At 57.1% G+C, this 25,413-nt stretch carries 23 protein-coding genes and 2 pseudogenes; 13 read left to right on the top strand and 12 right to left on the bottom strand.

The window, feature by feature from the left end; all coding sequences use genetic code 11:
• Nucleotides 1–19: 19 nt before the first annotated feature.
• From AC3Y5R_RS08970 to AC3Y5R_RS08980, 3 genes are all read left to right on the top strand, one after another.
• Nucleotides 20–2,596 (top strand): fimbria/pilus outer membrane usher protein, encoded by a 2,577-nt coding sequence (locus AC3Y5R_RS08970; RefSeq protein WP_489921034.1) that lies wholly within the window; start codon nucleotides 20–22, stop codon nucleotides 2,594–2,596.
• A 41-nt stretch (nucleotides 2,597–2,637) separates the two neighbouring features.
• Nucleotides 2,638–3,744 (top strand): fimbrial protein, encoded by a 1,107-nt coding sequence (locus AC3Y5R_RS08975; protein WP_489921035.1) that lies wholly within the window; start codon nucleotides 2,638–2,640, stop codon nucleotides 3,742–3,744.
• Between the two features lie 289 nt (nucleotides 3,745–4,033).
• Nucleotides 4,034–4,444, top strand: coding sequence for a response regulator transcription factor (locus tag AC3Y5R_RS08980; protein WP_489921036.1), 411 nt, complete (start codon nucleotides 4,034–4,036; stop codon nucleotides 4,442–4,444).
• Here AC3Y5R_RS08980 and AC3Y5R_RS08985 read toward each other — a convergent pair.
• From AC3Y5R_RS08985 to AC3Y5R_RS08995, 3 genes are read right to left on the bottom strand one after another with little or no spacing between them, the layout of a single operon-like run.
• Nucleotides 4,426–5,526: an NADH:flavin oxidoreductase/NADH oxidase gene (locus tag AC3Y5R_RS08985; protein ID WP_489921037.1), complete on the bottom strand. Its 1,101-nt coding sequence runs from the start codon at nucleotides 5,524–5,526 to the stop codon at nucleotides 4,426–4,428. The two genes, AC3Y5R_RS08980 and AC3Y5R_RS08985, sit on opposite strands and share 19 nt — an antisense overlap.
• 11 nt (nucleotides 5,527–5,537) lie before the next feature.
• On the bottom strand, nucleotides 5,538–6,191 hold the full coding sequence (locus AC3Y5R_RS08990) for an MDR/zinc-dependent alcohol dehydrogenase-like family protein (protein ID WP_489921038.1): 654 nt from the start codon (nucleotides 6,189–6,191) through the stop codon (nucleotides 5,538–5,540).
• Complete coding sequence (locus AC3Y5R_RS08995; protein WP_489921039.1) at nucleotides 6,185–6,526, bottom strand: alcohol dehydrogenase catalytic domain-containing protein; 342 nt, start codon at nucleotides 6,524–6,526, stop codon at nucleotides 6,185–6,187. The genes AC3Y5R_RS08990 and AC3Y5R_RS08995 overlap by 7 nt, the downstream gene beginning before the upstream one ends.
• 110 nt (nucleotides 6,527–6,636) lie before the next feature.
• Between AC3Y5R_RS08995 and AC3Y5R_RS09000 the strand changes: the two genes are divergently transcribed.
• The 7 genes and pseudogenes from AC3Y5R_RS09000 to AC3Y5R_RS09030 all read left to right on the top strand — a co-directional run bounded on the left by AC3Y5R_RS09000 (nucleotide 6,637) and on the right by AC3Y5R_RS09030 (nucleotide 13,862).
• Nucleotides 6,637–7,521 (top strand): LysR family transcriptional regulator, encoded by an 885-nt coding sequence (locus AC3Y5R_RS09000; RefSeq protein WP_489921040.1) that lies wholly within the window; start codon nucleotides 6,637–6,639, stop codon nucleotides 7,519–7,521.
• Nucleotides 7,522–7,702: 181 nt separating this feature from the next.
• Nucleotides 7,703–9,598, top strand: a complete 1,896-nt coding sequence (gene mrdA / locus AC3Y5R_RS09005; RefSeq protein ID WP_489921041.1) for a penicillin-binding protein 2 — start codon at nucleotides 7,703–7,705, stop codon at nucleotides 9,596–9,598.
• Nucleotides 9,599–9,810: 212 nt separating this feature from the next.
• Nucleotides 9,811–11,182 (top strand): annotated as a pseudogene (locus AC3Y5R_RS09010) (MFS transporter).
• A gap of 16 nt (nucleotides 11,183–11,198) precedes the next feature.
• Nucleotides 11,199–11,906, top strand: a complete 708-nt coding sequence (locus AC3Y5R_RS09015) for a GntR family transcriptional regulator (protein ID WP_489921042.1) — start codon at nucleotides 11,199–11,201, stop codon at nucleotides 11,904–11,906.
• Between the two features lie 23 nt (nucleotides 11,907–11,929).
• A pseudogene (locus AC3Y5R_RS09020) lies at nucleotides 11,930–12,118 on the top strand (alkaline phosphatase family protein); the annotation flags it as partial.
• 191 nt (nucleotides 12,119–12,309) lie between these two features.
• Nucleotides 12,310–13,434 carry an enolase C-terminal domain-like protein gene (locus AC3Y5R_RS09025; protein WP_489921043.1) on the top strand — a complete coding sequence of 375 codons (1,125 nt, stop codon included), beginning with the start codon at nucleotides 12,310–12,312 and terminating at the stop codon, nucleotides 13,432–13,434.
• A 149-nt stretch (nucleotides 13,435–13,583) separates the two neighbouring features.
• Nucleotides 13,584–13,862, top strand: a complete 279-nt coding sequence (locus AC3Y5R_RS09030; protein ID WP_489921229.1) for an EAL domain-containing protein — start codon at nucleotides 13,584–13,586, stop codon at nucleotides 13,860–13,862.
• On the opposite strand, the gene AC3Y5R_RS09035 is transcribed toward AC3Y5R_RS09030, so the two are convergent.
• From AC3Y5R_RS09035 to AC3Y5R_RS09055, 5 genes are all read right to left on the bottom strand, one after another.
• Nucleotides 13,782–14,561 carry a heme ABC transporter ATP-binding protein gene (locus AC3Y5R_RS09035; RefSeq protein WP_489921044.1) on the bottom strand — a complete coding sequence of 260 codons (780 nt, stop codon included), beginning with the start codon at nucleotides 14,559–14,561 and terminating at the stop codon, nucleotides 13,782–13,784. The two genes, AC3Y5R_RS09030 and AC3Y5R_RS09035, sit on opposite strands and share 81 nt — an antisense overlap.
• Nucleotides 14,554–15,555 (bottom strand): FecCD family ABC transporter permease, encoded by a 1,002-nt coding sequence (locus AC3Y5R_RS09040; protein WP_158784601.1) that lies wholly within the window; start codon nucleotides 15,553–15,555, stop codon nucleotides 14,554–14,556. Before AC3Y5R_RS09040 ends, AC3Y5R_RS09035 begins: the two co-directional genes overlap by 8 nt.
• On the bottom strand, nucleotides 15,552–16,370 hold the full coding sequence (locus AC3Y5R_RS09045) for a heme/hemin ABC transporter substrate-binding protein (protein ID WP_489921045.1): 819 nt from the start codon (nucleotides 16,368–16,370) through the stop codon (nucleotides 15,552–15,554). Before AC3Y5R_RS09045 ends, AC3Y5R_RS09040 begins: the two co-directional genes overlap by 4 nt.
• On the bottom strand, nucleotides 16,367–17,401 hold the full coding sequence (locus AC3Y5R_RS09050) for a hemin-degrading factor (RefSeq protein WP_489921046.1): 1,035 nt from the start codon (nucleotides 17,399–17,401) through the stop codon (nucleotides 16,367–16,369). Before AC3Y5R_RS09050 ends, AC3Y5R_RS09045 begins: the two co-directional genes overlap by 4 nt.
• Before the next feature lie 64 nt (nucleotides 17,402–17,465).
• Nucleotides 17,466–19,862: a TonB-dependent receptor domain-containing protein gene (locus tag AC3Y5R_RS09055; protein WP_489921047.1), complete on the bottom strand. Its 2,397-nt coding sequence runs from the start codon at nucleotides 19,860–19,862 to the stop codon at nucleotides 17,466–17,468.
• Between the two features lie 259 nt (nucleotides 19,863–20,121).
• Here AC3Y5R_RS09055 and AC3Y5R_RS09060 point away from each other — a divergent pair, with 259 nt between their 5' ends.
• On the top strand, nucleotides 20,122–20,403 hold the full coding sequence (locus AC3Y5R_RS09060; RefSeq protein ID WP_489921048.1) for an Rdx family protein: 282 nt from the start codon (nucleotides 20,122–20,124) through the stop codon (nucleotides 20,401–20,403).
• A 32-nt stretch (nucleotides 20,404–20,435) separates the two neighbouring features.
• On the top strand, nucleotides 20,436–21,290 hold the full coding sequence (locus AC3Y5R_RS09065; protein WP_489921049.1) for an MBL fold metallo-hydrolase: 855 nt from the start codon (nucleotides 20,436–20,438) through the stop codon (nucleotides 21,288–21,290).
• Nucleotides 21,291–21,412: 122 nt separating this feature from the next.
• Here AC3Y5R_RS09065 and AC3Y5R_RS09070 read toward each other — a convergent pair whose 3' ends face one another.
• The 4 genes from AC3Y5R_RS09070 to AC3Y5R_RS09085 form a co-directional block, all read right to left on the bottom strand.
• Nucleotides 21,413–22,033 carry a methyl-accepting chemotaxis protein gene (locus AC3Y5R_RS09070; RefSeq protein WP_489921050.1) on the bottom strand — a complete coding sequence of 207 codons (621 nt, stop codon included), beginning with the start codon at nucleotides 22,031–22,033 and terminating at the stop codon, nucleotides 21,413–21,415.
• A gap of 39 nt (nucleotides 22,034–22,072) precedes the next feature.
• A complete protein-coding gene (locus AC3Y5R_RS09075) occupies nucleotides 22,073–22,654 on the bottom strand; it encodes a hypothetical protein (protein ID WP_489921051.1) in 582 nt (193 codons plus the stop codon).
• A gap of 1 nt (nucleotide 22,655) precedes the next feature.
• Entirely contained in the window at nucleotides 22,656–22,862 is a 207-nt protein-coding gene (locus tag AC3Y5R_RS09080; RefSeq protein ID WP_489921052.1) for a hypothetical protein, read from the bottom strand.
• 253 nt (nucleotides 22,863–23,115) lie between these two features.
• Complete coding sequence (locus tag AC3Y5R_RS09085; RefSeq protein ID WP_489921053.1) at nucleotides 23,116–24,321, bottom strand: MFS transporter; 1,206 nt, start codon at nucleotides 24,319–24,321, stop codon at nucleotides 23,116–23,118.
• Between the two features lie 107 nt (nucleotides 24,322–24,428).
• Between AC3Y5R_RS09085 and AC3Y5R_RS09090 the strand changes: the two genes are divergently transcribed.
• Entirely contained in the window at nucleotides 24,429–25,406 is a 978-nt protein-coding gene (locus AC3Y5R_RS09090) for an AraC family transcriptional regulator (RefSeq protein ID WP_489921054.1), read from the top strand.
• Nucleotides 25,407–25,413: the final 7 nt, after the last annotated feature.

The raw sequence follows: 25,413 nt of genomic DNA on the forward strand, positions 1-25,413 counted from the left end.
CTTTCTGAAAAGGATTTCAATGAAAACTTCCCTGCGTGGCAAGGGCAGAAAAGGAGCCCGGATGCTGCTTTTTTGTTTTCTGGTGCATTTTTCCTGCCCGGGCCCGGCGGCGACTGAACCGCCCTCCGCCCCCCCCGCAGATGCGGAAGACGCTGAGTTTGATAACTCATTTTTGTATGTCAGCGACAAAAGTTCCGTTGACCTGAGCCGCTTCGCCAAAAGCGCAGCGGCAATGCCCGGCACATACCTCACGGCGGTCTATATCAATAACCGAACTACCGGACAATATAAAATTCGCATGGTCGCCCGCCCGGACGGCTCAATTTATGCCTGCCTTGATCAATCCCTGTTAAAAAAAATCCCCTTCGCCGCAAGCAGGATCCCGCCGGGTCTGTTCAGCGACGAAAACAAGCCCTCAGCCTGTAGCGATCTGCAGAAAAAATTCCCTCAGGCGCAGGTGATTTATGACAGCAATGAACAGCGGCTGGATATTAACGTGCCGCAGATTTACCTGGCCAGGACCGCCCGCGGGGCAACCGATCCCTCCCTGTGGGACAGCGGCATCCCCGCCCTGCCGCTGGGCTATACCGTCAGTGCCTGGCGCAGTGAAAGCCGGGGAGAAGTTTATCAGTCCGCCTGGGGCACCCTTAATGCCGGGCTGAATCTTGGGAGCTGGTATCTGCGGCATAACGGCAGCGCCAGCTGGCAGGAGCATCAGCAAGGCAGCTACAGCTCGCTGAACACCTATGTCCAGCGGGATGTCCCTTTTCTGCAGGGTCGGATGCTGGCAGGCCAGACCTCCACGCCGGGTGAGATCTTCGATACCCTGCCCTTTACCGGAGTCCAGCTTGCCAGCGATGACCGCATGCTGCCTGACGCCCTTCGTGGCTACGCGCCAGAAATTCGGGGCATTGCGCGGACAACGGCCCGCGTCAGCGTCCGGCAGAACGACCGGCTGATTTATGAAACAACCGTCTCTCCCGGAGAGTTTCTGATTAACGACCTCTATCCTGCTGGCTATGGCAGCGATCTGGCCGTCACGGTCCATGAATCGGACGGAACGGAGCAACATTTCAGCGTGCCTTACTCCGCCATTGCTCAGCTGTTGCGACCGGGCAATTACCGATATGACTTCACCGCCGGAAAAATTCGCAGCAGCAGCCTGCGCAGTCATCCGGCCCTGTGGCAGGCCAGCTGGCAACAGGGTATCAGCAATGCCGTCACGGGCTGGGGTGGTCTGCAGCTCAGCGATCGTTATGCCGCGCTGCAGCTGGGAGCAGCGATAGGGACAGAGGTGGGAGCATTTGCGCTGGATGTCACACATTCCCGCGATACCGCCCCACTGCCAGGCAGCCAGCAGGGCTCCGGCGGTGAGAGCTATCGCCTCAGCTACAGCAAAATCATTGAGGCCACCAACAGCAACCTTTCCCTGTCTGCCTGGCGGTTCTCGACTAAAGGCTATCAGGATTTGCTGAGTACTTTGCAAAACCGTGAAGCATTTGCAAACGATCGGTTCTCCGCGCTGGCCTGGCGTGCCAGACAGCGGCTGATGCTGACCGCCATCCAGACGCTGCCGGACGGCTTTGGCCAGTTCACCTTCAGCGGCTACCAGCAGGATTACTGGAACCGGGATGGCAATACCCGTCAGTTCCAGCTCAGCTACAGCAACAGATTCGGCCCACTCAGCTGGGGGCTGAGCGCCAACCGAACCTGGTCCTCCACCGGGATTGCAGAGGATAACTATCTGATGAATTTCAGTTTCCCTCTGGGCAGGAGCGACACGCATTCAGTGCCGCAGCTCCGGGTTGATTTGACCCGTGACGGCAGCGGGCGCTATGCCGAACAGGCCACTGTCTCAGGCTCGGTGGGCAAGGATAACCCCTTCAGCTATGGCGTAACCGCAGCCAGAACCGCTGCGGGTAGCAGTATGGGATCGGTTACCGGCAGCTATCGCAGTCAGCTGGCCTCCATCAGCAGTTCTCTCAGCAAGGGTACCGGCTATCAGAGCGGCACGCTCAGCCTCAGCGGGACGGTGCTGGCCCATGCGGGCGGCCTCACCCTGACGCCTTACACCTCAGACACCTTTGCCCTTGTCGAAGCTCGTGGAGCCGAGGGTGCCAGGGTCTCTTCGTATCCGGGCATTTACGTTGACCATGCCGGATTTGCCGCCGTGCCTTATCTGGATGCCTATCAGATTAATGAAGTCAGCATCGATCCCGTCGGCGCTTCCAGTGAGGTTGAGCTGGAAAACACCACCCAGCAGGTTGTCCCTCGCTCCGGCGCGGTGGTGGCAGTGAAGTACGCCACCCGCCAGGGCACTCCGCTGCTGATCAATGCTCTTTATGACGGAGAACCGGTGCGATTTGGTGCAGAGATCAGTGACAGCGACGGAACCCCTCTGGGGTCAGTGGGCCAGGCAGGACAGATTTATGTCCGGGTCAGCGAAATGCAGGGGCAGCTCAGGGTGAAGTGGGGAGAAGGTCAGGACGGCTACTGCACGGTGAACTATCTCCTGCAGCCCGCTGAAAAAGCCCGCTCTCCACGCCTGCAGCGTTTCGACAGTCCATGCGAAAAACCGGGACCGGCAGTCCGTTAACAACCGCCAGTTAACTGGCTGAATAAACGAGGAATTTAAGCATGAAAAATCTTATCAGACCTGAGATTCTGGTCCTCTCCGCCCTGCTGCTGGCAGGCTATTCCTCCTCCCTGCTGGCGGCCTGCGGGATCAGGGATTCGGCGCTGCATGCCGCCGTTTTACCTCTGCAAAGCAGCGCTCTGACCATCGGTCCGGATGCCAGCAACGGAACCATAATTTATCGTCAACACTTCAGGCCCGGCAGCCCGGTGATGATTGACTGTGACAACAGCGCCGGCCCCGATCAACCCGCGATCATTGGAGAATTCAGCGGTTCAGGCCGTGTCTCTGACTGGTCTGACAGCACTTTCCCTGCTGGAACGGTTTATCAAACAGAAGTACCCGGTATCGGGATGGCGGTGTATGCCTGGAACAGTACGCAATATACGGTCCCCTTTAATTACCCACTGACCAGTTTGCAGAAAAATAATGATTCCACATGGACACCCCAACCGGGAATTGAATTTGACATTGTATTAATTAAAACCGGCGTTATTATACCGGGCAGCATTGGCGGAGAACGTTTACCGAAGGTCAATTACTACTTTTATTCGGTTGGCCAGCCTCAGGTTAATATTGGCAGCCTGAGTTTTTCCGGCGCTATTAACATTGTATCAAGAACATGTACCACACCGGATGTTTCCGTTCCGATGGGTAGCTATGAGATTTCAAAAACTTTTAAAAGTAACGGCAGTGTCAGTCCGTGGCAGGATGCTTCTATTAAGCTGACTGGCTGCCCCCGGTTTTATGGCATGGTCGGCAGCGGAGTTGACGCGAATGGCCAGATGATACAAGGGAGGAAAATCAGTAACAGCATCAGCGTCACGCTTTCCCCTAATACCCAAATCCTCGACAGCGGGCTGGGCATTATGGGCCTCAGAAGTAGCAAGGAAAGCGCTACTGGCATCGGCATTCAGCTCGCATGGGGAGAGAAAAGCGATCCCTCACCCCAACCGGTTACTTTTGGTGTCAGCCGGTTGTTCACCCTGCCGGATAATGGCGCGGCTCAGCAGTCAGTACCGCTTGTAGCCCGCTATATTCAGACTGCACCGCACGTCACTCCGGGTAAAGCAGAAGCGACCGCCACGTTCACTATTTATTATTACTGAACGAAAACCAGCAGCCCCACCGCATGTTTATGGATAATTAATCGCAGAGGGAATTATGTGCATCTATATTATTTCTGATGACAAATTTTTTGTCAGTGGACTCAAAAGCGTTATGGCCGCCAGCGGTACAGAGATGAAAGTGTTTAATTATGAGAGTGGCTTACTGCTTTTTTATTATTGCACTTTCAGACAAGAAGATATTGTTATTGTTGATGTGAATTACTCCTGTCATTTCCAGTCCCCCCAAATTAACTGCCATACCCGTTATTTCAACGTAAATGTTGTTTTTGTGGTCGATTTGCCTCTGCAGGGAGAATACAGCGGTTTTCATCCGTACTGGCTCATTTCTAAAAAATGTCCGTTTAAAAAAATCCTGCCGCTGCTGAAACAGTTAACCAGTAATGACCGCAATCAGACTGAACATCTTTCCAGAAAAGAAAATATCGTGCTGCGGGAGCTGGCGGGCGGACGCTCGCCCCATTTTATTTCCCGCAAACTGAACCTGTCGGCGAAAACCATCAGCTCCCATAAGCAGAATGCGTTTCGTAAACTGGGCATGTCCCGGCTCAACGATATGTCGCTGCTTTGCTACCGGCAGATCATCAATCTTTATGCCAGATTCAACTGTTTACCTGCGGGACAGGCAGGGAGCGCTAACTCCCCGCCTGAGAAGGTCAGAAGCTATTCACTGACGCGATAACGATCCAGCCAGTGAGCATAAGGAGCAGGCAGCACCCAGGAAGCCTGCTCCTTTTTCAGCGCCAGCGCCGCCTGATAGGGCCAGTTCGGGTTAGAGAGGTGCGCCCTGCCCACCATGACCAGGTCCAGCTCACCGTTTTCAATGGTCTGGTCAGCAATCAGCGGAGAGTCAATCCCCCAGGCTGAAGCCACCGGGATCTGGGCTTCACGGCGGACACGTTCAGCAATCGGAGCGAGAAAAGCCGGTCCCCAGGGAATACTGGCATCCGGGGTGGAGAAGCCGACGCTGACGCTGAGCAGATCCAGCCCACCGGCACGGAACTGGCGGGTCAGCGTAATGGCTTCTTCCAGCGTCTGTTCATCGCGGCCATCATATTCAATTACGCCAAAGCGTGCGGTCAGCGGCAGATTTTCCGGCCACTCATTCCGCACAGCGGCCAGTGTTTCCAGCAGGAAGCGACTGCGTCCTTCCAGGTTGCCGCCATACCGATCCTGACGCTGGTTGGCATGCACCGAGAAAAAGCTCTGAGCCAGATAACCGTGTGCAAAATGCAGCTCAAGCCACTCAAACCCGGCATCCCGGGCGCGGCGGGCTGCCACGGCAAAGTCGTTACGCACGCGGGCAATCTCTTCCAGCGTCATTTCGTGCGGCACCTGTGGCAGGTTCGCCCCGAAGGCGGTAGCGGAAGGGGCAAGCGTTTCCCAGCTGCGTGGATCAGTTTTCGCGATGTGATCATCGCCCTCCCACGGTTTATTGGCGCTGGCCTTTCGCCCGGCGTGAGCAATCTGGATCCCCGGTACGGCACCGGCGGCTTTAATCTCACCGGCGATTTCCGCCAGCTTTGCAGCTTGCTCATCGTTCCAGATCCCCAGGCAGGCTGGTGTAATGCGCCCTTCCGGCGACACCGCCGTGGCCTCCACAATAACCAGCCCCGCACCACCGCGCGCCAGGCTGTTGTAATGTACCCGATGCCAGTCATTGCTGACGCCATCAACTGCGCTGTACTGGCACATCGGAGGGACCGCAATGCGGTTGCGTAATGTCACGTCTTTCAGCGTAAAAGGAGTAAAAAGCCCGGCCATAGTTACCTCGGTCAGAAAAGAATGATTTGTTTACCGCTGAAGTTGCGGTGTTGCAGTGCTGTCAGCTGCTGCGGCAGTTGATCAAAGGAGAACTCCAACTGCTGTTCATGCTGCAGCGTTCCTGTTGCCAGCTGCTGCAGGATCTGTTCGCCGCTGGCCGTTAATGCACGCCAGTCGTCATGATTACCGTGCTGATGCAGGGCACCCAGTGCCACTTCATGCAGGGAGAGCGCACGGCCAAAAGGCTCGCACGGCCACTCTGCTGCACGTCCCATGATGCAGACGAGATGGCCGTTGGCCTTCAGCACGTCGCTCAGAGCCAGCGCATGGGCTGCTCCAACGCAGTCAATCAGCGCGAAGTAACGCCGCTGGTGGTCATTCCCCATCTGGTTTTCGCCAGAAACCGGATCGGCCAGACAGCTTTCCGCACCCAGCGCCTGCAGACGTTGCCAGTGGCGCTCGTGGCACATCACCGTCACCCGGTAGCCTCTCGCCACCGCCAGCTGCAGCAGAAAATGCCCAACCGACCCTCCGGCTCCGGCAATCATCACTTCGGCTCCCGCCCGCTGCGGCAGCTTTTCCAGCGCCTGCCATGCGGTCAGGGCCGGACAGGGAATGGCGGCAGCCTGGGCAAAACTGAGGGCATCCGGCACGCGGATTAGCACCTCTTCCGCCAGCGGGGTGTAAGCGGCAAAGCTGCCTGGGCATGCAGATTCTGGTGGTAAGCCACCCGCTGGCCCAGCCAGCTTTCCGCCACGCTGCGCCCTGTGACCACCACCGTTCCGGCCCCGTCAACACCGGGAGCCAGCCCGATTTTGGGTTCCAGCACCTTCCAGTCGACCGGGTTCAGCCCCGCCGCCGCGTTGCGCACCAGCACCTGACCGGGCTGCAGCGGCTCCGCTTCAATGGTCTTTTCCTGCAACGCCAGCAGAGACTCACCGCCCAGCCAGACCCAGCCGCGCCAGCTCTGTGGAAGACCTGATGTTTGTTCAGTGCTCATAAATACCTTTCTGCCATGGGCAGAGACCCTGGTTTAAGAGATGTTCAGGCTACGCCGGGCGGACTATAATGAAAACAGGCTTATGGTTATAGGGATTATAAAATTTCATTATGCTGCATCCCCAGTGGTTGAAATCCTTTGCTGTACTGACCGAAGTCGGCAGCTTTACCGGGACTGCCGGGCGTCTGGGCATTACCCAGGCTGCGGTCAGCCAGCATATCCGGCATCTGGAACAGCAGCTCGGGCCGCTGATCCTGCGCACCAAACGGCCGCTGGAGCTGACGCCTTCCGGACAGGCGCTGCTGGATTACTGCCACGAGCTGGATCTGGCCGAAAAACGCCTGACATTGCGCATGAGTGAAACCGACGTCACCTGCGGAGAAATCGGCCTGATCAGTCCCGGCAGTATTGGACTGCGTTTGTATCCCCTGCTGCTTTCACTGCAGCAACAGCATCCGCAACTGGTAATCCGCCATCGCTTTGCGCCGGACGCTGAAGTGATGGACGCAGTGCTGCACAACCGGTTTGAGATGGGGCTGATTACCCTGAGACCGGATGACCGGCGACTGCTCGCCGAACCCTTTACTGAAGAGCCACTGGAGCTGGTGATCCCACGCGGAGAGGAGGTGCATAGCTGGCAGGATCTGGAGCGTATCGGCTTTATCGATCACCCAGACGGGCATCCGATGGCCACCCGTCTGCTCAGCCGTCGGTTTCCCGGCAACCCCGGAATCCGCAATCTGCCTCAGCGCGGCTTCAGTAACCAGGTCAGCCTGATCCTTGAACCCGTGGCCAGGGGTTTGGGTTTTGCGGTCATCCCTCAGTTTGCGCGTCTGGCCTTTTTACGCCAGCAGGAGATCAGCGTGGTGGAGTGCGGAGCACCGGTGATGGATACCATCTGGCTGATCCACCGCGCGGAGTGGCCTCTGTCCAGCCGGGCAGCAGAGGCCGTCAGCTTTCTGAAGCAGCACTTCCAGATGCCGCAAGCTCTCTGAGACGTATTTCAGCCAGGGCTGACTCTGCCGCACAATGCACTGCTCATAATGACTCACCTTGTTACATCTTCAACAAATGTCACACTTTAACGGCCCGGGATGCATCTTTCGGGTCGTGATTTGTTGCGTAATCTTTATCATTAAGCAGGAAAATGAAAAATAATAACGCGATTGCCCGGTAATGAAATTCAGAGATTTTGAAGAAGAAGAGAGGCTGTTTGTTCGCAGGGCTTTAATCGCCTTTGGGGTCGTACTGGCAGGATTCGTCACGTTGGTGGTGAATCTCTGGCATCTGCAGATCGAGCAAAATCAGTATTATCAGACACGTTCTAACCAGAACGACATCAAGATGATCCCCATTGCGCCAACGCGCGGCATCATCTTCGACCGCGATGGCATTCCACTGGTTAAAAACGTCACCTGGTATGACATCGAGATCCTGCCGTACAAAGTCCAGGATATGAAGTCATTGCTGGTCCAGCTGGCACCCATTGTCGATCTCTCTCCAGACGATATCGATACTTTTACCCGTGCGCTGCACGCCAACAGCCGCTACAAGCCAGTGGTACTGAAAACCGAGCTGACTGATGAAGAAGTCGCCCGCTTCTCGGTGAACCAGTACAAGTTCACCGGCGTGGATATCAACAGCTACGAAGATCGCCAGTACCCTTACGGTCCTGACCTGGCTCATGTGGTCGGCTACGTCTCTAAAATCAACGATAACGATTTCAAACGGCTGGACAAAGAAGGTATCGGGGAGAACTACGCCGCCGATCACAATATCGGTAAGCAGGGCATCGAGGGCTATTATGAATCGGTGCTGCACGGCAAAACGGGTTATCAGGAAGTGGAAGTGGATAACCATGGCCGGGTGATCCGCGTACTGAAAGAAGTCCCTCCGGTTGCGGGTAAAAATATTTATCTGACGCTGGATCTGCGCCTGCAGCAGTATGTTGAAACCCAGCTGGTCGGGCAGCGTGCCGCAGTGCTGATCGAAAACCCCAAAGATGGCGAAGTGCTGGCAATGGTCTCCAGCCCCAGTTACGATCCCAATCCGTTTGTGAAGGGCATCAGCTATAAGGCATATAAAGAGCTGCTGGGGAATAAAGATCTGCCGTTGATTAATCGCGTCACCCAGGGACTTTATCCACCGGCTTCCACCGTTAAGCCTTATATGGCGATGTCGGCGCTGTTAACCCACGTGATCACGCCTTCAACCTCCTTCTTTGGAGCTTCCACATGGACACTGCCGGGCACCCAGCGCAAGTATCGCGACTGGAAAAAATCCGGCCACGGCATGCTGGATGTCACCCGGGCGATTGAGGAGTCAGCGGACACTTTCTTCTATCAGGTGGCGTTTATGATGGGCATTGACCGTATTCACACCATGCTCAGCCAGTTCGGTTACGGTAAGTCCACCGGCATCGACCTGAACGAAGAGTACAACGGGCTGTTGCCAAGCCGGGAATGGAAGCAGAGAGTGCATAAAAAAGGCTGGTATCAGGGGGATACCGTCTCGGTGGGGATCGGCCAGGGCTACTGGATTGCCACACCGATCCAGATGGTGAAGGCGCTGGATACGCTGATCAACAATGGCCGGGTGATCCAGCCACACCTGATGTACGAAGAGAAACAGGGCAAAGAAGTGGTGCCGTGGAGGCAGACGATCCCTGCCCAGCAGATTGGTGATGCCAACTCGCCTTACTGGAGCCTGGTACGCCATGCGATGTTTGGTATGGCAAATGCGCCAAACGGCACCGGTTATAAGTATTTTCATACCGCGCCTTACGGCATCGCGGCGAAAAGTGGCACCTCGCAGGTATTTGGCCTGAAGCAGAACCAGGTCTATAACGCTAAGATGATCCCGCAGCGTCTGCGCGACCATATTTTCTATACTGCCTTTGCGCCGTTCAATAATCCTAAGGTGGCGATGGCATTGATCCTGGAAAACGGTGGAGTTAACGGTGTAACCGCTGCGCCGCTGGCAAGGAATATTCTCGACCATATCTTCCTGCCATCTGACGTCGCACCGATGCCGGTGACCGCCGATCCTTCCAGTAATATCACAGCACAGTAGCGGGCAGTTTCAGGCTGCCCGCCTGCATCAGACTCCACTTCACAACGCCTTTCTCCTGCTCGTTTCGTGTTCAGCCTCACAGAACCCCGATCTGCTTTGCCTCGTTGCTTGACGTGAAAATCCGCCCTTTCTACGTTGCATACAATTCATATACAAATTAAATGCAATGCATTAACAATGCCACCAGGCGTTATCAGACAAGGGGTTCCGCTATGCATCAGCAGCAGGGTGACCAGAAAGTTCTTCCGCTGACGGAAGACGCACTGACAGCAAAAAGGACCAATACCCGCTGGGTAGTGGTTTTTGTGTTGTTCTTTATCACGCTGATTAATTACGCCGACCGGGCCACCATCTCCCTCGCCGGCCCCAGTATGGCGAATGAGCTGGGCCTCAGCCCGGTGGATATGGGCTTTATCTTCTCCGCCTTCGGCTGGGCCTACGTGATTTTTCAGTTGCCCGGCGGCTGGCTGCTTGACCACTTTGGCTCGAAAAAAATCCATGCTTTCAGCATCTTTTTCTGGTCACTGTTCACCCTGATGACCGGGCTGGCAGGCTTCGTGACCGGCGCGGCGGCGGTGGCAGTGCTGTTTGTGCTGCGCTTCCTGGTCGGCGGCTCAGAAGCCCCCTCTTTCCCTGCCAACAGCCGGATTGTCGCCGCCTGGTTCCCTGCTGCGGAACGTGGCACCGCTGCCGCCATCTTTAACTCGGCGCAATATGGCTCCACCGTGTTCTTTGCGCCGCTAATGGGCTGGCTGATCCACAGCTACGGCTGGCACGCCGCCTTTACCGTGATGGGCTTGCCGGGGATAGCGTTTCTGCCAGTCTGGAAAAAGTGGATCCACAACCCGAAAGATCATCCCAAAGTCAATGACGCGGAGCTGGAGTACATGACCAGCGGCGGTGCGCTGGTGGACATGGATGGCGGCGGGCGTGCAGACCAGAAAGGACCGCATCTGGGCTACCTGAAACAGTTGCTGACCAGCCGGATGATGCTGGGTATCTCTCTGGCGCAGTACTGCCTCAACGCCATCGGCTTCTTCTTTATTACCTGGTTTCCGGTCTATCTGGTGCAGGAAAAGCACATGAACATTATGAAGGCGGGCATGGTGGCCGCGGTTCCGGCGATTTGTGGCTTCCTCGGCGGCTTGCTGGGTGGTTTTGTTTCCGATCTGCTGATTAAGCGCGGCACCTCCGTTTCTGTGGCACGCAAAATCCCGATTGTCAGCGGCATGGTGCTCTGTACGATGATGGTGCTGTGAAACTACACCTCTTCCGAAAGCGCGGTGGTCTTTATTATGACGCTCTCTTTCCTCGGCAAAGGTATTGGTGGCATGGGATGGACGGTCAACGCCGACACCGCGCCGTCGCAGATTTCCGGCCTGTCAGGCAGCGTGCTGAATACCTTCAGCAATGCCTCCAGCATCACCACACCTATCGCCATCGGCTTTATTCTGCTCGTTCAACGGCGTCCTGCTGTTCGTGGTCGCTCATGCGGTAGTGGTGGTGCTTTGCTATCTGTTTATGGTCGGCAAGATCCAGCGCTTTCAGCTGAAAGAGATCCCCCCTGAGCAAGATGCCAGATAAAAGAAGGAGTGTGACTATGTCTCCTGCCACAACGGGCAATATCAAAAAATCGCTGAGCTTTATCGCCTACGAGAGGATCAAAGAGATGATCCTCAATATGGAGATCGCGCCGGGCAGCTCGCTGACGGAAATGGGGCTGATTGAGCAGCTGGCAATGAGCCGCACGCCGGTACGTGAAGCGCTCTACCGGCTGCAGCAGGAGAGCTTCGTTGAGCTGGCCCCGCGCAAGGGCTGGTTCGTCGCGGAAATTAAGCTGCGGGATATTCAGGAGCTGTTTCTGATCCGCGAGGCGCTGGAGGGCATCGCCACCCGCAACGCCACTCACCGGCTGAGCGAAGAGCAACTGCAGCAGATGCAGCACTACCTCGCCTCGATTGAAACCAGCCTGCTGGCAGATGAGGCGGCGGTCAGCGATCCCGGCGATTCGCTGCACGAGATGATTTGCACCTGCATCGACAACCACTACATCAATACCATCATGACCAACTACATCGACCGGCTGCGGCAGTTTCACATCATCGCCAGCCGCCTGCCCGGTCGCAAATTGCAGTCCTATTATGAACACCGCGAGGTGCTGCTGGCGCTGCTGGCACGCGATGAGAACCGCGCGGAAGAGGCAATGCGCCAGCATATTCGCAGCAGTATGAACAGCGTAATGGACTGCATCATCAATAAAACGCCGCTGTATGGCCAGTCCGTTTCCATTTCAGTCTCTGCCCGCTGAAGGCACTTATTTAAGGAGAAGACATGCGTAAAGTCATCGTATTTGGGGTCGACGGGCTGACGATGCCCCTGCTGAAAAGGTACTCCGACGAGGGGATCCTGCCCCATATCCGCACTCTTTTTCAGCGGGGTGCCGCCTGCGAGCTGCTGCCGTTTATTTCCGCCTGGGGCGACGTGAACTGGGTGACGTTTATGGCCGGTCAGTGCCCCGGAACCTCATGGATTGGTCAGGGCAGTCCGGCCGACAATGCAGCGACCGGTAATCTGCTTTCACTGATGAAAAACAAAGGGCTGCGGGCATCTCTGGTCATTTCCCGGAAACCGTCGCTGCGGACTCGCCGCATTTCAGCTTTGCGCCCTACTGGGGACGCGCGGCGGCATGGCCTGCCGAGCAGTTTAAAGCAATGGGCCACACCACCCTTTATGAACAGCACACCGGCAATAAGCAGGCCCGGCAGCAGAAGCTGGGCTGGCCGCCCTCCTCCTCGCTGGCCTATCACGAAAAGGGGGCCTGGCAGCCGCTGGAGCAGCACGAGGGCACCACCCGCCTGACCATGCAGGCTCAGCAGGGGCTTTCGCTGGCAATGACCCTCGACGAGTCCGCCAGCCAGCCAGTGCTGCGCCTGGCAGATGAAAATGTCACTCTGACTCTGGGCCAGTGGAGCGACTGGCTGCCGCTGAGCAACCACGGCGTGGAGGGCAGCGTGCGCTTCTTCCTCGTACGCTATCAGCCTGCACTGAATGAGATTGAGATCCTGCAAAGCCAGGTCACCCGCAAGGATCGCCTGACGTCCGACCAGGCGTTGGGCAACGAGCTGCTGAAGAATTTCGGCCCGTTTTACAGCAAGTGGGTGGTGAAGGCATCCCCGCAGGAGAGCTATCTGCCAGCCACGCTGCAGGAGGGTGATGAGCAATCCCTTTGGCTGTGCGACACCGCCATTAGCCTGACACAGAAACATGACTTCTCCCTGTGGGCCACCGTGCACCGCCTGGCAGACGAGTCGCACCATAACTGCCTCGGCCAGGTGGATCCACAATCACCATTTTATGAGGCAGGCAAGGCGCAGGCTTACGATGATGTGATGCGCGAGTGCTACAAGGTGCTGGATAAGAGCATTGGTAAACTGCTGCAAGAGATGGATGACGAGACCACGCTGATGCTGGCTTCTGACCACGGCGCGATGGATATTCTGCAACCGGACATCTGTTCCGCTGGCGGCCTGTCTGAGTGCAAGAAAATCGCCGATATGGCGATGGCCTTCAGCATCCGGACTAATCCTCACGTCTGGGGCACCGGTATCGGCATCGCCGCCTCGCTGCAGTGGATGGCGCTGGTGCCGTCGCACACGCCGGTATCGCTGTCCCCCACCGAGCCTCTGCTGGAGTTTGACCGCACCGAGCACCCAATCCGTCAGGCCATCCTGACCACGCCGATAACCCATCATCAGGGACGGGTGGCAATCCCGACAGGCCCAGGGCTGGGTATCGAAATTAACCGCGATGCGCTGCATGATTTTAAAGTGGACTGAATAATTTCCCGTAAAAGAATGAGTTACCCTTTGCCGGTAACAGACTATGGAATAATGTCTTTACTTCATAAGAGCCTGATATCGCTGCGGGGAAAAGATACCGGATCGCGCTGGATGATTTTGGCACCGGCTATTCCAGTCTGAATTACCTGACGCAGTTCCCGAAGATTGACCGCTGCTTTGCCCGGATGCCCGGCATCCAGCCGAATGCCACCACCATAGTGGAAACGGTGATCCGGCTTGGGCATTCGCTGGGGCTGGAGGTGACGGCGGAAGGCGTGGAGACGGAAGCGCAGCGGCAGATACGGGAAGAAGCTGGCTGCGACAATCTTCAGGGCTTCCTGCTTTTATCGCCGCAGGACGATTTGTGGCACCGCGTCCTGGCTGTGGTGATGAACCTGCAGATCGGCCTGATACCAGCGGGTTAGCGTCTCTTCAGTCATCACCTCTGCTGGCGTGCCACTGGCCACCAGTGAGCCCTGATGCAGCAGCAACATTCTGTCTGACCACAAGGCCGCCAGATTCAGTTCGTGCAGGACGCAACATACCGCCAGCTGGCCCTTGCGGGTCAGTTGATGCAGCAGTCGTAAAGCGTGCTGCTGGTGATAGAGATCCAGCGCCGAGGTCGGCTCATCCAGAAACAGCCAGCCCTGTGGGCCATCATCATGCCACAGCTGTGCCAGTGCTCTGGCGAGCTGCACCCGCTGCTGCTCGCCACCGGAAAGATAGCGATAGTCGCGGTTTGCCAGATCGTCGCAGCCCGTAAGCTGCATCACTTCGTCGACCATTCGCTGGCTGGCCCGTCCCGGCCAGGGCGCACGGCCCATTGCCACCACGTCCCGCACCGGCACGGCAAACTCAACGTGGCTCTGCTGACGCATCACCGCCCTGCTGCGGGCCAGACGATCGCGCGGCCAGCTTTCAATCAGCCGGTTATCAAGGGTACAGCTCCCCTGGCTTGCTGGCAGAAATCCGGTCAGCATCCGCAGAAGCGTGGATTTACCTGCACCATTCGGTCCAATCAGCGAGACCATTTCGCCCGGCTGCAGCGTCAGTGACACATGGTCAATCAGCAACCGCTGCCCTGCCCGATAAGAAGCGCCAACCGCCTGTAAAATTCTACTCATCTCGACCTTCCTGGCGACGCAGGATCAGCCATAAAAACCACGGAGCACCAAGCAGGCTGGTCAACAACCCTACCGGCATTTCAGCCGGAGCCACCATCGTGCGGGCCAGGGTGTCAGCCAGCAGCATCAGAATAGCCCCGAGTAATGTCGCGCCCGGCAGCAGCCAGCGGTGATCGCCGCCCATGCACAGACGGATCAGATGTGGCACCACCAACCCGACAAAACCGATGATGCCACTGACCGCCACTGCAGCAGCAACCATCAGCGCGCTGAGCACCAGCAGGATCCGCTGGGTGCGGCGAACATCCACGCCGAGGTAATGCGCTTCTTCATCGCCCAGCTGCAATAAATTAAGCCGACGCGCCTGCCACTGAGTCGCCAGCATGGCAGGCAGGATCACCGCAGCACAGGCCAGCACCGTTGACCACTGCGCCTGGCCCAGCGAGCCCATACCCCAAAGCGAAAGCTGGCGCAGTTGCTGATCGTTGCTGAGCCACGACAGGATCCCTACTGCCGCACCACAAAGAGCATTAATGGCTATTCCGGCCAGTAACAGCCGGGAAAGCGTGGCACTGCTGTGGCGGCTGAGGATAAAAATAATCACCGTTACCGTAATACTGCCCACAAAGGCGGCCAGCATCGGCCACCATAGTGCCAGCGCAGCGGGCAGAGCCACAGGGATAACAATGGAAAAAGCCAGCATCAGCGAAGCGCCGCTGCTGATCCCCATCAGGCCGGGATCGGCCAGAGGGTTACGAAACAGGCCCTGCATCATCGCGCCGGAGAGTGCCAGCGCGGCACCCACCAGCACGGCAAGGAGAACGCGCGGCAAACGGATATTCCACCAGATCTTCCAGATCATGCTGTCAGCTGGGGCGTGCCAGACCACGGGCAGGGACAGTCGCATCGCGCCGATATTCGCCGCCAGCAGTACCATCGCCACCATCAATACCAGCATCACCAGCAGCCCGCGCTGCACGTTCACCGTTTTCATTGCGCCACGGCTTCTGCTGCGTTACGCAGTCTGGAAATCGCGGCCGGGGTTTGCAGACCAAAGCCCAGCAGCGACATCTCGTCCACCACCAGCAGGTTGTGATTTTTCCCTGCCGGAGTCAGCGCCAGACCAGGCAACTGCCAGATTTTATCTTCGTCGCCCATCGCCTTCAGCCCGTCTTCGCCAATCACCACCAGCTGTGGCGCACTCGCCACAATGCCTTCCTGGGTCAGCGCCTGATAGTGCGGAATGTTGCCCATGGCGTTCTGCAACCCTGCGCTGCGGATCGCGCCATCTGCGGCGGTATCCGTTCCGGCCGCCATCGCCTTCATGCCGGAGGGATTAAGGATATAGAGCACCTTAACCGGCAGCGGCTTGTCCGACACGCCAGACAGCTGGCTGTCCATCTTCGCTTCCAGCGCTTTGCCCTGTTCTTCCCGGTTCAGCGTGCTGGCGATGGTGGCAATTTTCCGATGGATGGCGCTCAGCGAAGGTTCGCCCGTCACCGTCACCACCTTCACGCCAGCCTGCTCAACCTGTTGCAGCGCAATAGAGGGTTTTGCCAGCTCGCTGGCAATCACCAGCGTCGGCTTCATCGCCAGGATCCCTTCCGCATTCAGCTGGCGCATATAGCCTACGTCAGGCAGTTTAGTGGCCACAGCAGGCTGCAGGCTGGTGGAATCGCGGGCCACCAGGCTCTGCTGCGCATCCAGCGCGTAGATGATTTCCGTCACGTCACCGCCAATCGACACTACCCGCTGTTCCGCCATCAGCGATAAAGGCAGCGCCAGCAATGCTATCAGCCACGCTTTCATGCGGCGGCTCCTTCATCAGTCAGGATGGCGATCTGTTCGCGCCAGCGGGCTTGTTCCGGCTCACCTTCGGTGCGCTGACCGTACAGCTGGACAATCTGCGTGCCATCGGCAGCAAAGAGTTCCAGACTGGTCACCGTGCCGTTTGCCGTTGATTTGCGGGTTACCCAGCTCTCGGCGATGGAGTCTTCCATCAGGTGCAGAGTGAATGTCGGGTTGAAGATGTTCAGCCAGTTCTCCATCGGCATCAGCTTCTCCACCACGCCGGTGAAGATCTGCACGCAGCCGCGGTTACCGATGAAAATCATGATCTCGTTGCCATCGTTCTGCGCCAGCTTCAGCAGCTCGCTCAGCGCGCTGTTATCCACCCTGATTGCCAGATCGCTGGCCACGGCACGAAACGCCTGCTGACGGGAAATGTTGTGGCGTTTTAACAGGCCAAAGAACTGATGTACGTCCGTCATGGCACGCCATTCCTGCTCGATCAGCGCATTGTCCGGTTGCTGATTTAACGCCACCGGCTGCGCCGGAGTAACGGTCAGCGCAGGGGACTCTTTGGCGGTGAACTCCGCCACTAACGCCTGCCAGGCCGTCATGTTAGTTTCTGGCGTGGTGTAAATTTTCAGGATGGCATCACCGTGCGCATCGAAAATCTGGATGCTGTGGCGATCGCCACGCGCGGTTTGCTCCAGCAGCGCAAAGGCACTTTTCCACTGTGAAGGGAATATACGCTGGTCAAGCGCACGTGGGTTGAGGATCAGCCCGGCATGCCCGCCCAGATGTAAGTTTTCATAACGCCCTATCTGCTCATGCACGGCATACTCGTTACGGGTAATAGATTTGGTTTCACCCACCGCTTCCAGCGCCGGTAATAACGCGGTGAAATCGGGCTTCAGCGCCACCGCATCATCCTGAGTGCGGGCCTGAGTCAGCTCAGCTTCACTGACGCCAAGCAGGCCAGCCAGCTCACGGGCATATTTTTTCGGCTGCTCTGTCTTCAGCGCCTGAAAACGTTGGTATAGGGTACTCCGCATTTGCTCTCCTTTGAGCCCTGCGAAGTGCGCAGGGCAACGTGTGGTTAATTAGAAGGCGTTACGATCAGAAGTCGACATTGACGCCCAGCTGGAAGGTGCGGCCGGGCATCACTGCCAGCGCTTTATCATAAGCATCCTGATTGGTGCTTTCTGTCAGGTTACGGCTGCTCAGATAATCCCAGTATTTACGGTCAGTCAGGTTATAGATGCCACCGTTCACCCGGACATTTTTCGCCACCTGCCAGTAAGCCGTCATATCCACCATACCGTAGCCCGGCACGCGCATATACTCGCTGGTAGAGTCCGTCAGAGCAGTACCGTTGTTGGTATAGCTTTCACGGTTAGTGTCGGTGGCGCGCTTGCCTTTGACAAAGGTCGCGGTCACGGCAGCACCGTAACGTTTGGCAGGATCGTCCCACGCCACGCCGACAATGGCTTTCACCGGAGCCACGCTGTCCAGGTCGACATAGCTGTCGCCGGAGTAGCTGGATTTAGACTTCCCTTCACTGTAGCCCAGCGCGAAGGTGGCGCTCAGGCCGTTGACCTCTTCAAACCAGGTGCCGAAGTTCAGTTTAGTGCTGAGCTGGCCACCATAGATATAGGCCTTATCACGGTTCTCAGCCTGATAAATAGTGTAGATATTCGACGGAACATTGCCGAACATCGACGGGTTGCCGGAGCGGGTATAGCGGGTGTAGGCGATAAAGTTCTTATAGGTGTTATAGAACATCGCTGCGTTCAGCGAGACGCCCTCCACCGGCTCCCCTTTCAGGCCCCATTCGTAGTTGTCGCTGGTTTCTGTTTTCAGATCGCTGTTGCCGATTAATGCGTACTGCTGCGATCCGGCATAGCTTGAACCGAGGTTCCAGGAACCATACAGCTGGCTGGCATTCGGGAACTGTGCGCCGCGCTTGTACATCACGTAGGTCATCAGCGTTGGTGTCAGATCGTAGTTAAAGCTCAGCGATGGCAGCAGCTGGGTATCGGTGTTCTCTTTGCCATACAGGGTTTGCAGCTGGTCCTCCGTCAGCACGCTGCTACCGGTGGTCAGGCTGCTGAGGTTTTCAGGTTTAGTGGACTGATGAGCCACACGAACGCCCGGCACAACGCTGAAGTCATGGCCGTCGAGATCGAAGTGGATTTTATCCTGCACATAACCGCCCAGCGTGTAGCTGCGGCTGTTGGCGTCCGGCTGCATGATCACGCTGTACTGGCTGGCCGGAGGCTCCTGGCGAAACGGACGTTTGGTGTCGCTGATGCTGCCGTTCAGGCCGCCGCTCAGCTCATGACGCCCAAGCATTTTTGCCAGCTGGGTGTCAAAGCCCCAGGTATCGACATCATAATCGGAATAGACCCGCTCCATCGCCGTGGCGCTGGAAGGCATATAGGTGTTGTCGTGCGCCTGGGTCTGCTGCCAGAACACCCGTGAAGTCAGGCTGTCGATAAACGCATTGGCAGGCGTCCACTCATCCTTGAGGCTGACGCCCCAGCGGCGGGTGTTACTCTGCTGCTGCGCGGTGCCCCAGATGGTTTTGCCAGTGCTGTCCCAGGCGTCGTAATGGGTATGGTTGGTCTTGTCGTAATAGTCGACGGTGCCGGTCAGCTTGTGCTCATCGTTGGGCTGCCAGATACCTGAAGCCATCAGCGCGTTGGAATGCCAGTTGGCCGGATACGCATCGATCGTTCCGCTGTTATTACGGGTTTCCTGACCGTCGCGGCGGCTGTAGACGAACACGCCACGCAGCGTTTCATCACCAGCAGCGGCAGTGATGCCGTTGTGCCAGCTGCGGTTGGAGGAGTCATAATCCGACTGATAACCAAAGTAAGTGGACTTGTCCAGAGACAGATAATCATCCGCCGATTTCGGCACGAATGAAACTGCGCCGCCGATGGCGTTATTGGCCTTCGAGGTTGAGGTGGCACCCGATTCGATATCCACCTGACCATACATATAGGGGTCGATGTAATCGCGCCCGATACCAAAGGTATTCAGACCGGCACGCCCGACATAGCTGCGGCCGGTTGCAGCAGGTTGTGGAATGCCATCCACATCCAGCCCGACACGGTTACTTTCCAGACCACGAATGTTATAGCCAGTGTAACCACTACGGTCGAAGCCGCTCTTGCCTGCCGAAGAGCCGCCGCTGGTTCCGGTGGCGCTGATCAACGGTTCATAGCGCATGATGGAGCCAAAATCATTGGCACCTTTGTTCTGCATCTCTTCGGCGGTGACGGTGGTTTTGCTGCCCGCTTCTTGCTCCTGCCGTGGGGCGGTAACAACCATCAGCGGTTCAGAAGGCGTGTTTTTTTTTGCGGAGACTTTTAGCGGCTTGCCAGAGGTGGTGGTCGCTGAGGTGGTATCGGTGGCTGTTTCAGCCCCGACGGAATAGCCGGAGGTCACCAGCGTGCCGAACAGCACCGTGGTGTGGACAATTCCCTGTGAGGAAAAGAGTTTACGCATTTTAGTAAGCCTTTATTCTTTATTAGTATCGACTCATACATTGCTGCCGCTGGCGTGAAAAACCGCGAAAAAAAAGCCTGCGCCTGCTGCGCGTTATGGATGTCGATCCCTGACCCAGAGTTACAAATGAGAATGATAATCAGATTGATTCTTTATATCAACGATCTCCATAATTTATTCACAATTCAGTAAACCACCAGGTTGACAGTCCTCATTCGTCACCAGAAGATGAGGGCCTGATTTTTTGAGGACCCCCACCATGAAAACGTCTCCCGCCGTAACTATTGAGTACTGTTCCCAGTGCAACTGGCTGCTGCGTGCCGGCTGGATGGCGCAGGAATTGCTGCATACCTTCAGCACCGATCTGGCCTCGGTTACCCTGGTCCCGGGCACTGGCGGTATTTATCAGATCGCCATCAACGGACAGCTTATTTGGGATCGCAAAATCGATGGCGGTTTTCCGGAAGTGAAGGAGTTGAAGCAGCGGGTGCGGAATGTCTGTTTCCCGGAGCGGGATTTAGGGCATATTGATAAAACCTGACGCCCTGATTTAGCCACAAAATAAGGAACGATATGACCACTCTGCCCTCATGGACCGTTGGTGAACTGAAAATCACTAAACTCATTGAACAATCGTTCAGCCTGCCCGCAGCAAAACTCCTTCCGGACCTCGCTGAAAGCCAGCTACCGGAAGGTATGACGCTGGAAAGCCCGCTGGAAATGAGCGTCCACAGCTGGCTGGTGGAATCACCACAGGGGCACTTTCTGATTGATACCGCCACGGGAAACGGCAAATCGCGCCCGTTCAGCCCGCTCTTTGATCAATTGAACAGCCCGTGGATGGACAATCTGCTGGCAACCGGCCTGCGCCCGGAAGATATCGACGGTGTTCTGCACACTCACCTGCATACCGATCATGTGGGGTGGAACACCATCCGGAACGGCGAGCGCTGGGTGCCTTCCTTCCCCAATGCAAAATGGGTGATCCCTGCAGGGGAAATAGCATGGTATCAGACGGCTGAAGCCGCCCCGCGCGCGATCGTTTTTGCCGACAGCGTGCAGCCGCTGATCGATGCCGGGAAAGTGGAAACAATGGCCGAGGACGGCGGGGAATATTTGCCGGGTATCCGCTTCCTGCCGACTCACGGCCACAGCGCCAGCCACATGAGTATTGCCTTTGAATCGGCGGGACAGGTGGCGTTATTTACTGGCGATGTGATGCACAACAAATTGCAGGTACCCCATCCCGGGCTCTCTTCAGTTTTCTGCCGCGATAAACCGGCGGCCTGCAGCGCCAGAGCCTGGCTGCTTGATTATGCCTCACGCCATCAGGCCACCCTTTTCACCGTCCACTTCTCTGGTAGCGCTGTCGGCCAGGTCAATCCGGCTGCTGAGGGATATACCTGGACAGAATTTTCGCACGGCTGAGAGAAGTGGCCGACCGCAAGAATACTGCCGTCAGCTCCACTGATGGGATCTGACATGTTGGCCGGGCGAGTTTATCGTCCGACCAGTTCTCCCGCCTGGGACGAACAGTTCCCGCAGCCTGTTCAGGCGAATCTGAACACCCCTATCGCCTGGTTTACCGCATCCGCCTGCTGCTGAAGCTGCGCCACCTGGACCGTTTCCGCCACGTGCTCAACGTTGTCCTGCACGCTGCGGTCGATGCTGGCAATACTGTCGCGCATCTGGGCGATACTGCTGCGCTGCTGTTCGCTCATCTCTGACAGCTCACCGACCAGCTGAGTCAGCTCCTCAATACTGAAGATGATCTCCTCCATTGTTTTTCCGGCATGTTCGACCTGCTGTGAACCGTTATGGGTCGCTTCGACTGAGTTGCCGATCGTCTGGCGGATATCCTTTGCAGCCTCTTCACAGCGAATTGCCAGAGTGCGAACTTCAGAAGCCACCACCGCAAAACCTTTGCCGTGCATACCGGCGCTGGCGGCTTCTACTGAGGCATTCAGCGACAGAATATTGGTCTGGAAAGCGATGCTGTCGATCAATTCCAGAATGGCGTTGATGCGACGGGATGCGTCGCTGATTTGCGCCATGGAATCCACTGCATCGTAAATATTACTGCCGCCTTTTAACGCCAGTTTGCTGGCTCCATTCGCCAACTCACGAGCTTCCTGCGCTTTTGCACTGGTCAGTGTCGCAGCGGAATTCATCTGCTCCATCGCACTGGCGGCTGAGTCCAGCGCCCTCGCCTACTCATCGGTTCGCGCTGACAGGGCCGCATTACGTTTGAGGATGCTTTCCGATGCCGTCAGCAGTTCACCGACGCCGGAACTGACCCGACAAAGCGTGTTGCCCATGGTGCCGAGGGTATTGTTAAAGGTTTTGCCAAATTCGGTCTTTGTCGCCTCCTCATCCTGCGCCAGCGTCAGCTTGCCCGGCTCGCGGGTGATCCAGGAGGCCAGATGCGCCACTTCGCGGGCGGAGCGGGCATCGGCGGCCATATTCAGTGCGATGTAAATCAGAATAGCGGTCTGCGCCACCACAAACAGCGCATGGAACACCACCATATGAAATCCGGGATGCATAAACACCATCACGCCAAATAAATCGTGTTCCTGAAGATAGTTAAACAGCGCGTGATGAACTGCGGCGGTTGCAGCCCCCACCAGTAACGGTCTGTAATCGCGATAGGCCAGCAGCGCGGAAAGCAGCACAAAAATGGAGAAGTGATATTCGGTATCGCCCTCCCCCAGTTGGATCAGCAAAGCGGCGTAGGCCAGCAGGACAACGGAAAAATAGAGGCGGGTAAACAGGCTTCCCGGCAGCAACACTTTAACAACAGTGGCGCTGAGCGTCAGGATCCCCCCCTGCGATCAGGGCCAGCTGCAGTTCAGCAAAAAACCAGCCCAGGAGTGCCGAAATCAACAGCAGGCCCCAACGGATAAACAGCATCAGCACACCTGCCTGGTGATAAATCCGGGCAAGAGAAACCCGGTCTGCCTGCTGCTGTCCAGCCAGCATTGTCGTTGTTGATACCATGATTTTTCCAGAAGTTATATCCACGTGATTGCCGGGAGAGTACGTGGGGCGTGGCTTGTAACCTCAGATTAGGTTCTCTTCACTATTATCGTCAACGTAAATTGCCGAAAGTTATCAGACCAGCTGACGAAGATGCTCGGGGAAATTGCCTGTTAGGGTAAGAGCAACGCCGGGAAAATGGTTTCCCGACGTTATTTTCAAGCGAATTAAGTATTGCTGGCCGCAGGAAATAGCCTTTCTGCTGGCCGCAAAATCAGTCGCTGTCGGCAGTACAGACGGAAGCGATTTTCGGGCGTAATGCGCTAAAGATGATCAGCGTGGCCACCAGCAGCGCCAGCGCACTGCCCATAAATACGCCTTTAGCGCCGGTGGCATTGAACACCACACCTCCTGCAGCCGCACCGATAGTAATTGCCAGCTGGATCGCCGCCACCAGCAGACCACCACCACTTTCAGCCTCTTCCGGCATGGTGCGGGTGATCCAGGTTGACCAGCCCACCGGGCCAGCGCCAAAGGCCATGCCCCACAGCGCCACCAGGATCGCGTCGCTGACTGGGGCAGATCCCAATCCGACCAGCGCCACGCCGAGCAGCCCCATCGCCAGCGGCATGCCGATCAGCGTCAGGTGCAGATTACGCTCCAGCAGCATCCCTGCTATCAGCGTACCGGCAAAGTTGGCAACGCCAAAGCCCAGCAGGATCATCGATAAACCGTTCACTCCCACGCCGGTGACGCTTTCAAGGAACGGTCGCAGATAGGTAAAGAAAGCGAAGTGGCCGGAGAAGACCATGATGATCGCCAGCAGTGCGGTCTGCATGCCAGGACGCCCAATCAGCGAGAGGATCGAGCTACCTTTGCTCAGCGGATTCGGCGGCATTTTAGGCAGAGTGATCGTCTGGCAGACCAGCGCCAGCAGGCCAATCAGCGAGGCGGCGATAAACACGTTGCGCCAGCCAATCAGATGGCCAAAGTAGCTGCCCATTGGCGCGGCAACGATTGTCGCTACCGAGACGCCGCTGAAGACGATCGATAAAGCACGCGGGATCATCGCTTCGGGCACCAGCCTCATTGCCGTGGCGGCGGCCAGCGTCCAGAAGCCACCAATCGCAATCCCCAGCAGCACGCGGGCAACGAGGATAAAGGAGAGGTTCGGGGCAAAGGCCACCAGCAGGTTCGAGACAATCAACATCGCTGAGAAGGTCAGCATCACCCAGCGACGATCCATCCGGCGGGTCACTGCGGCGCTGAAAAAGCTGGTCAGCAGCGCGAAGACGGCGGTCACCGTTACGGCCTGGCCGGTTATTCCTTCAGTTACGCCAAGGCTGGCGGCCATCGGCGTCAGCAGGCTGGCCGGCAGGAACTCTGCGGTGACCAGTCCGAACACGCCAAGCGCCATGGAAAAGACTGCGCCCCACTGGGGCTTTTCATCAGCCGGTATGGCCTGTTGTTGTGTGTTCATCTGGAATTTTCCGTCAGGATTAAGTTAGTCTAAGCGTAAAAGGCTGGCACCGGATGGTCTATGATGTAAAATCCGCAATTATTGATTAATCGTCCGGAAGGTGAAAAATGGCTGCAGAAAACCACGATCTGGCCAGTGAGCTGCTGCTGGGCATGCGTCTGCTGGGTGTGCAATACCGGCGTATTGAACTGACCGCGCCGTTCGGTATCGGTTTTATCAATGCACCAGGTCGTGCCCAGTTTCACTTTGTCAGTCGTGGCCCGGTGCTGTTGCGCACCGGTACCGGCACCGTTTATTCCCTCAATACGGGCGATGCACTGCTGCTGCCACAGGGGATCGATCATGTGCTGCTCTCTTCGCCAGATGTCCCCTGTAAGGACATTCGCGCCTTCGATACCACCCCGGTCTGCGGCAATGTCTGCTGCGTTAAATCCTGCCCGCAGGAACCACAGGAATTGCAGGGATCCACTACGCTGATTTTCAGCGGCTGCATGGAGTTCGACCTCGGCGGCATGCAGATGCTGGTCAGCGCCATGCCGGAGGTACTGCTGGCAGATACGCTGATGCGCAAATACCCGGAACTGCAGCCAATGCTGGAGGCGATGGAGCGGGAGTCGCTGGCGAGACGTGCGGGCTATGCGGGGATCCTTTCAAGGCTGGCTGACGTGGTGGCAGCATTTATCGTCCGTGGCTGGGTGGAATCTGGCTGTGGCGATGCCGGTGGCTGGCTGCAGGCGCTTCGCGATCCACGGCTGGGCAAAGCGCTGGTTGCCCTGCATCGCGAACCGGGAAAAAACTGGACCGTAGCGCAGCTGGCAGCTGAAATGGGCAGCTCGCGCTCGGTGTTTGCCGAGCGGTTTCTGGCGGTAACGGGTATGACGCCGGTGCGCTACCTGACGGAGCTGCGCATGCAGCTGGCAATGCAGTGGATTGGACGGGAAGGTGAAGCGATTGAAACCGTGGCATGGCGACTGGGTTACGGCTCGCTGGCCGCCTTCAGCCGGGCGTTTAAACGCACGACAGGTTCCACGCCGGGTGCGCTGAGGGTTCAGAAGAGTAAACGGACAGTAGCGAAGGCTTCGTGATATGGGC

Source organism: Erwinia sp. 009765445, assembly GCF_058137865.1.

Bases quoted from the DNA above. Each gene is read 5' to 3' on its own strand.
- AC3Y5R_RS09000 (WP_489921040.1), top strand. From the start codon at position 6,637: ATGCTGCATCCCCAGTGGTTGAAATCCTTTGCTGTACTGACCGAAGTC.
- AC3Y5R_RS09070 (WP_489921050.1), bottom strand. From the start codon at position 22,033: ATGAATTCCGCTGCGACACTGACCAGTGCAAAAGCGCAGGAAGCTCGT.
- AC3Y5R_RS08985 (WP_489921037.1), bottom strand. From the start codon at position 5,526: ATGGCCGGGCTTTTTACTCCTTTTACGCTGAAAGACGTGACATTACGC.
- AC3Y5R_RS09045 (WP_489921045.1), bottom strand. From the start codon at position 16,370: ATGAAAGCGTGGCTGATAGCATTGCTGGCGCTGCCTTTATCGCTGATG.
- AC3Y5R_RS09040 (WP_158784601.1), bottom strand. From the start codon at position 15,555: ATGAAAACGGTGAACGTGCAGCGCGGGCTGCTGGTGATGCTGGTATTG.
- AC3Y5R_RS08970 (WP_489921034.1), top strand. From the start codon at position 20: ATGAAAACTTCCCTGCGTGGCAAGGGCAGAAAAGGAGCCCGGATGCTG.
- AC3Y5R_RS09035 (WP_489921044.1), bottom strand. From the start codon at position 14,561: ATGAGTAGAATTTTACAGGCGGTTGGCGCTTCTTATCGGGCAGGGCAG.
- AC3Y5R_RS09085 (WP_489921053.1), bottom strand. From the start codon at position 24,321: ATGAACACACAACAACAGGCCATACCGGCTGATGAAAAGCCCCAGTGG.
- mrdA (WP_489921041.1), top strand. From the start codon at position 7,703: ATGAAATTCAGAGATTTTGAAGAAGAAGAGAGGCTGTTTGTTCGCAGG.
- AC3Y5R_RS09025 (WP_489921043.1), top strand. From the start codon at position 12,310: ATGGGCCACACCACCCTTTATGAACAGCACACCGGCAATAAGCAGGCC.
- AC3Y5R_RS09065 (WP_489921049.1), top strand. From the start codon at position 20,436: ATGACCACTCTGCCCTCATGGACCGTTGGTGAACTGAAAATCACTAAA.
- AC3Y5R_RS09015 (WP_489921042.1), top strand. From the start codon at position 11,199: ATGTCTCCTGCCACAACGGGCAATATCAAAAAATCGCTGAGCTTTATC.
- AC3Y5R_RS09080 (WP_489921052.1), bottom strand. From the start codon at position 22,862: ATGGTATCAACAACGACAATGCTGGCTGGACAGCAGCAGGCAGACCGG.
- AC3Y5R_RS09055 (WP_489921047.1), bottom strand. From the start codon at position 19,862: ATGCGTAAACTCTTTTCCTCACAGGGAATTGTCCACACCACGGTGCTG.
- AC3Y5R_RS08975 (WP_489921035.1), top strand. From the start codon at position 2,638: ATGAAAAATCTTATCAGACCTGAGATTCTGGTCCTCTCCGCCCTGCTG.
- AC3Y5R_RS09090 (WP_489921054.1), top strand. From the start codon at position 24,429: ATGGCTGCAGAAAACCACGATCTGGCCAGTGAGCTGCTGCTGGGCATG.
- AC3Y5R_RS09050 (WP_489921046.1), bottom strand. From the start codon at position 17,401: ATGCGGAGTACCCTATACCAACGTTTTCAGGCGCTGAAGACAGAGCAG.
- AC3Y5R_RS08995 (WP_489921039.1), bottom strand. From the start codon at position 6,526: ATGAGCACTGAACAAACATCAGGTCTTCCACAGAGCTGGCGCGGCTGG.
- AC3Y5R_RS09060 (WP_489921048.1), top strand. From the start codon at position 20,122: ATGAAAACGTCTCCCGCCGTAACTATTGAGTACTGTTCCCAGTGCAAC.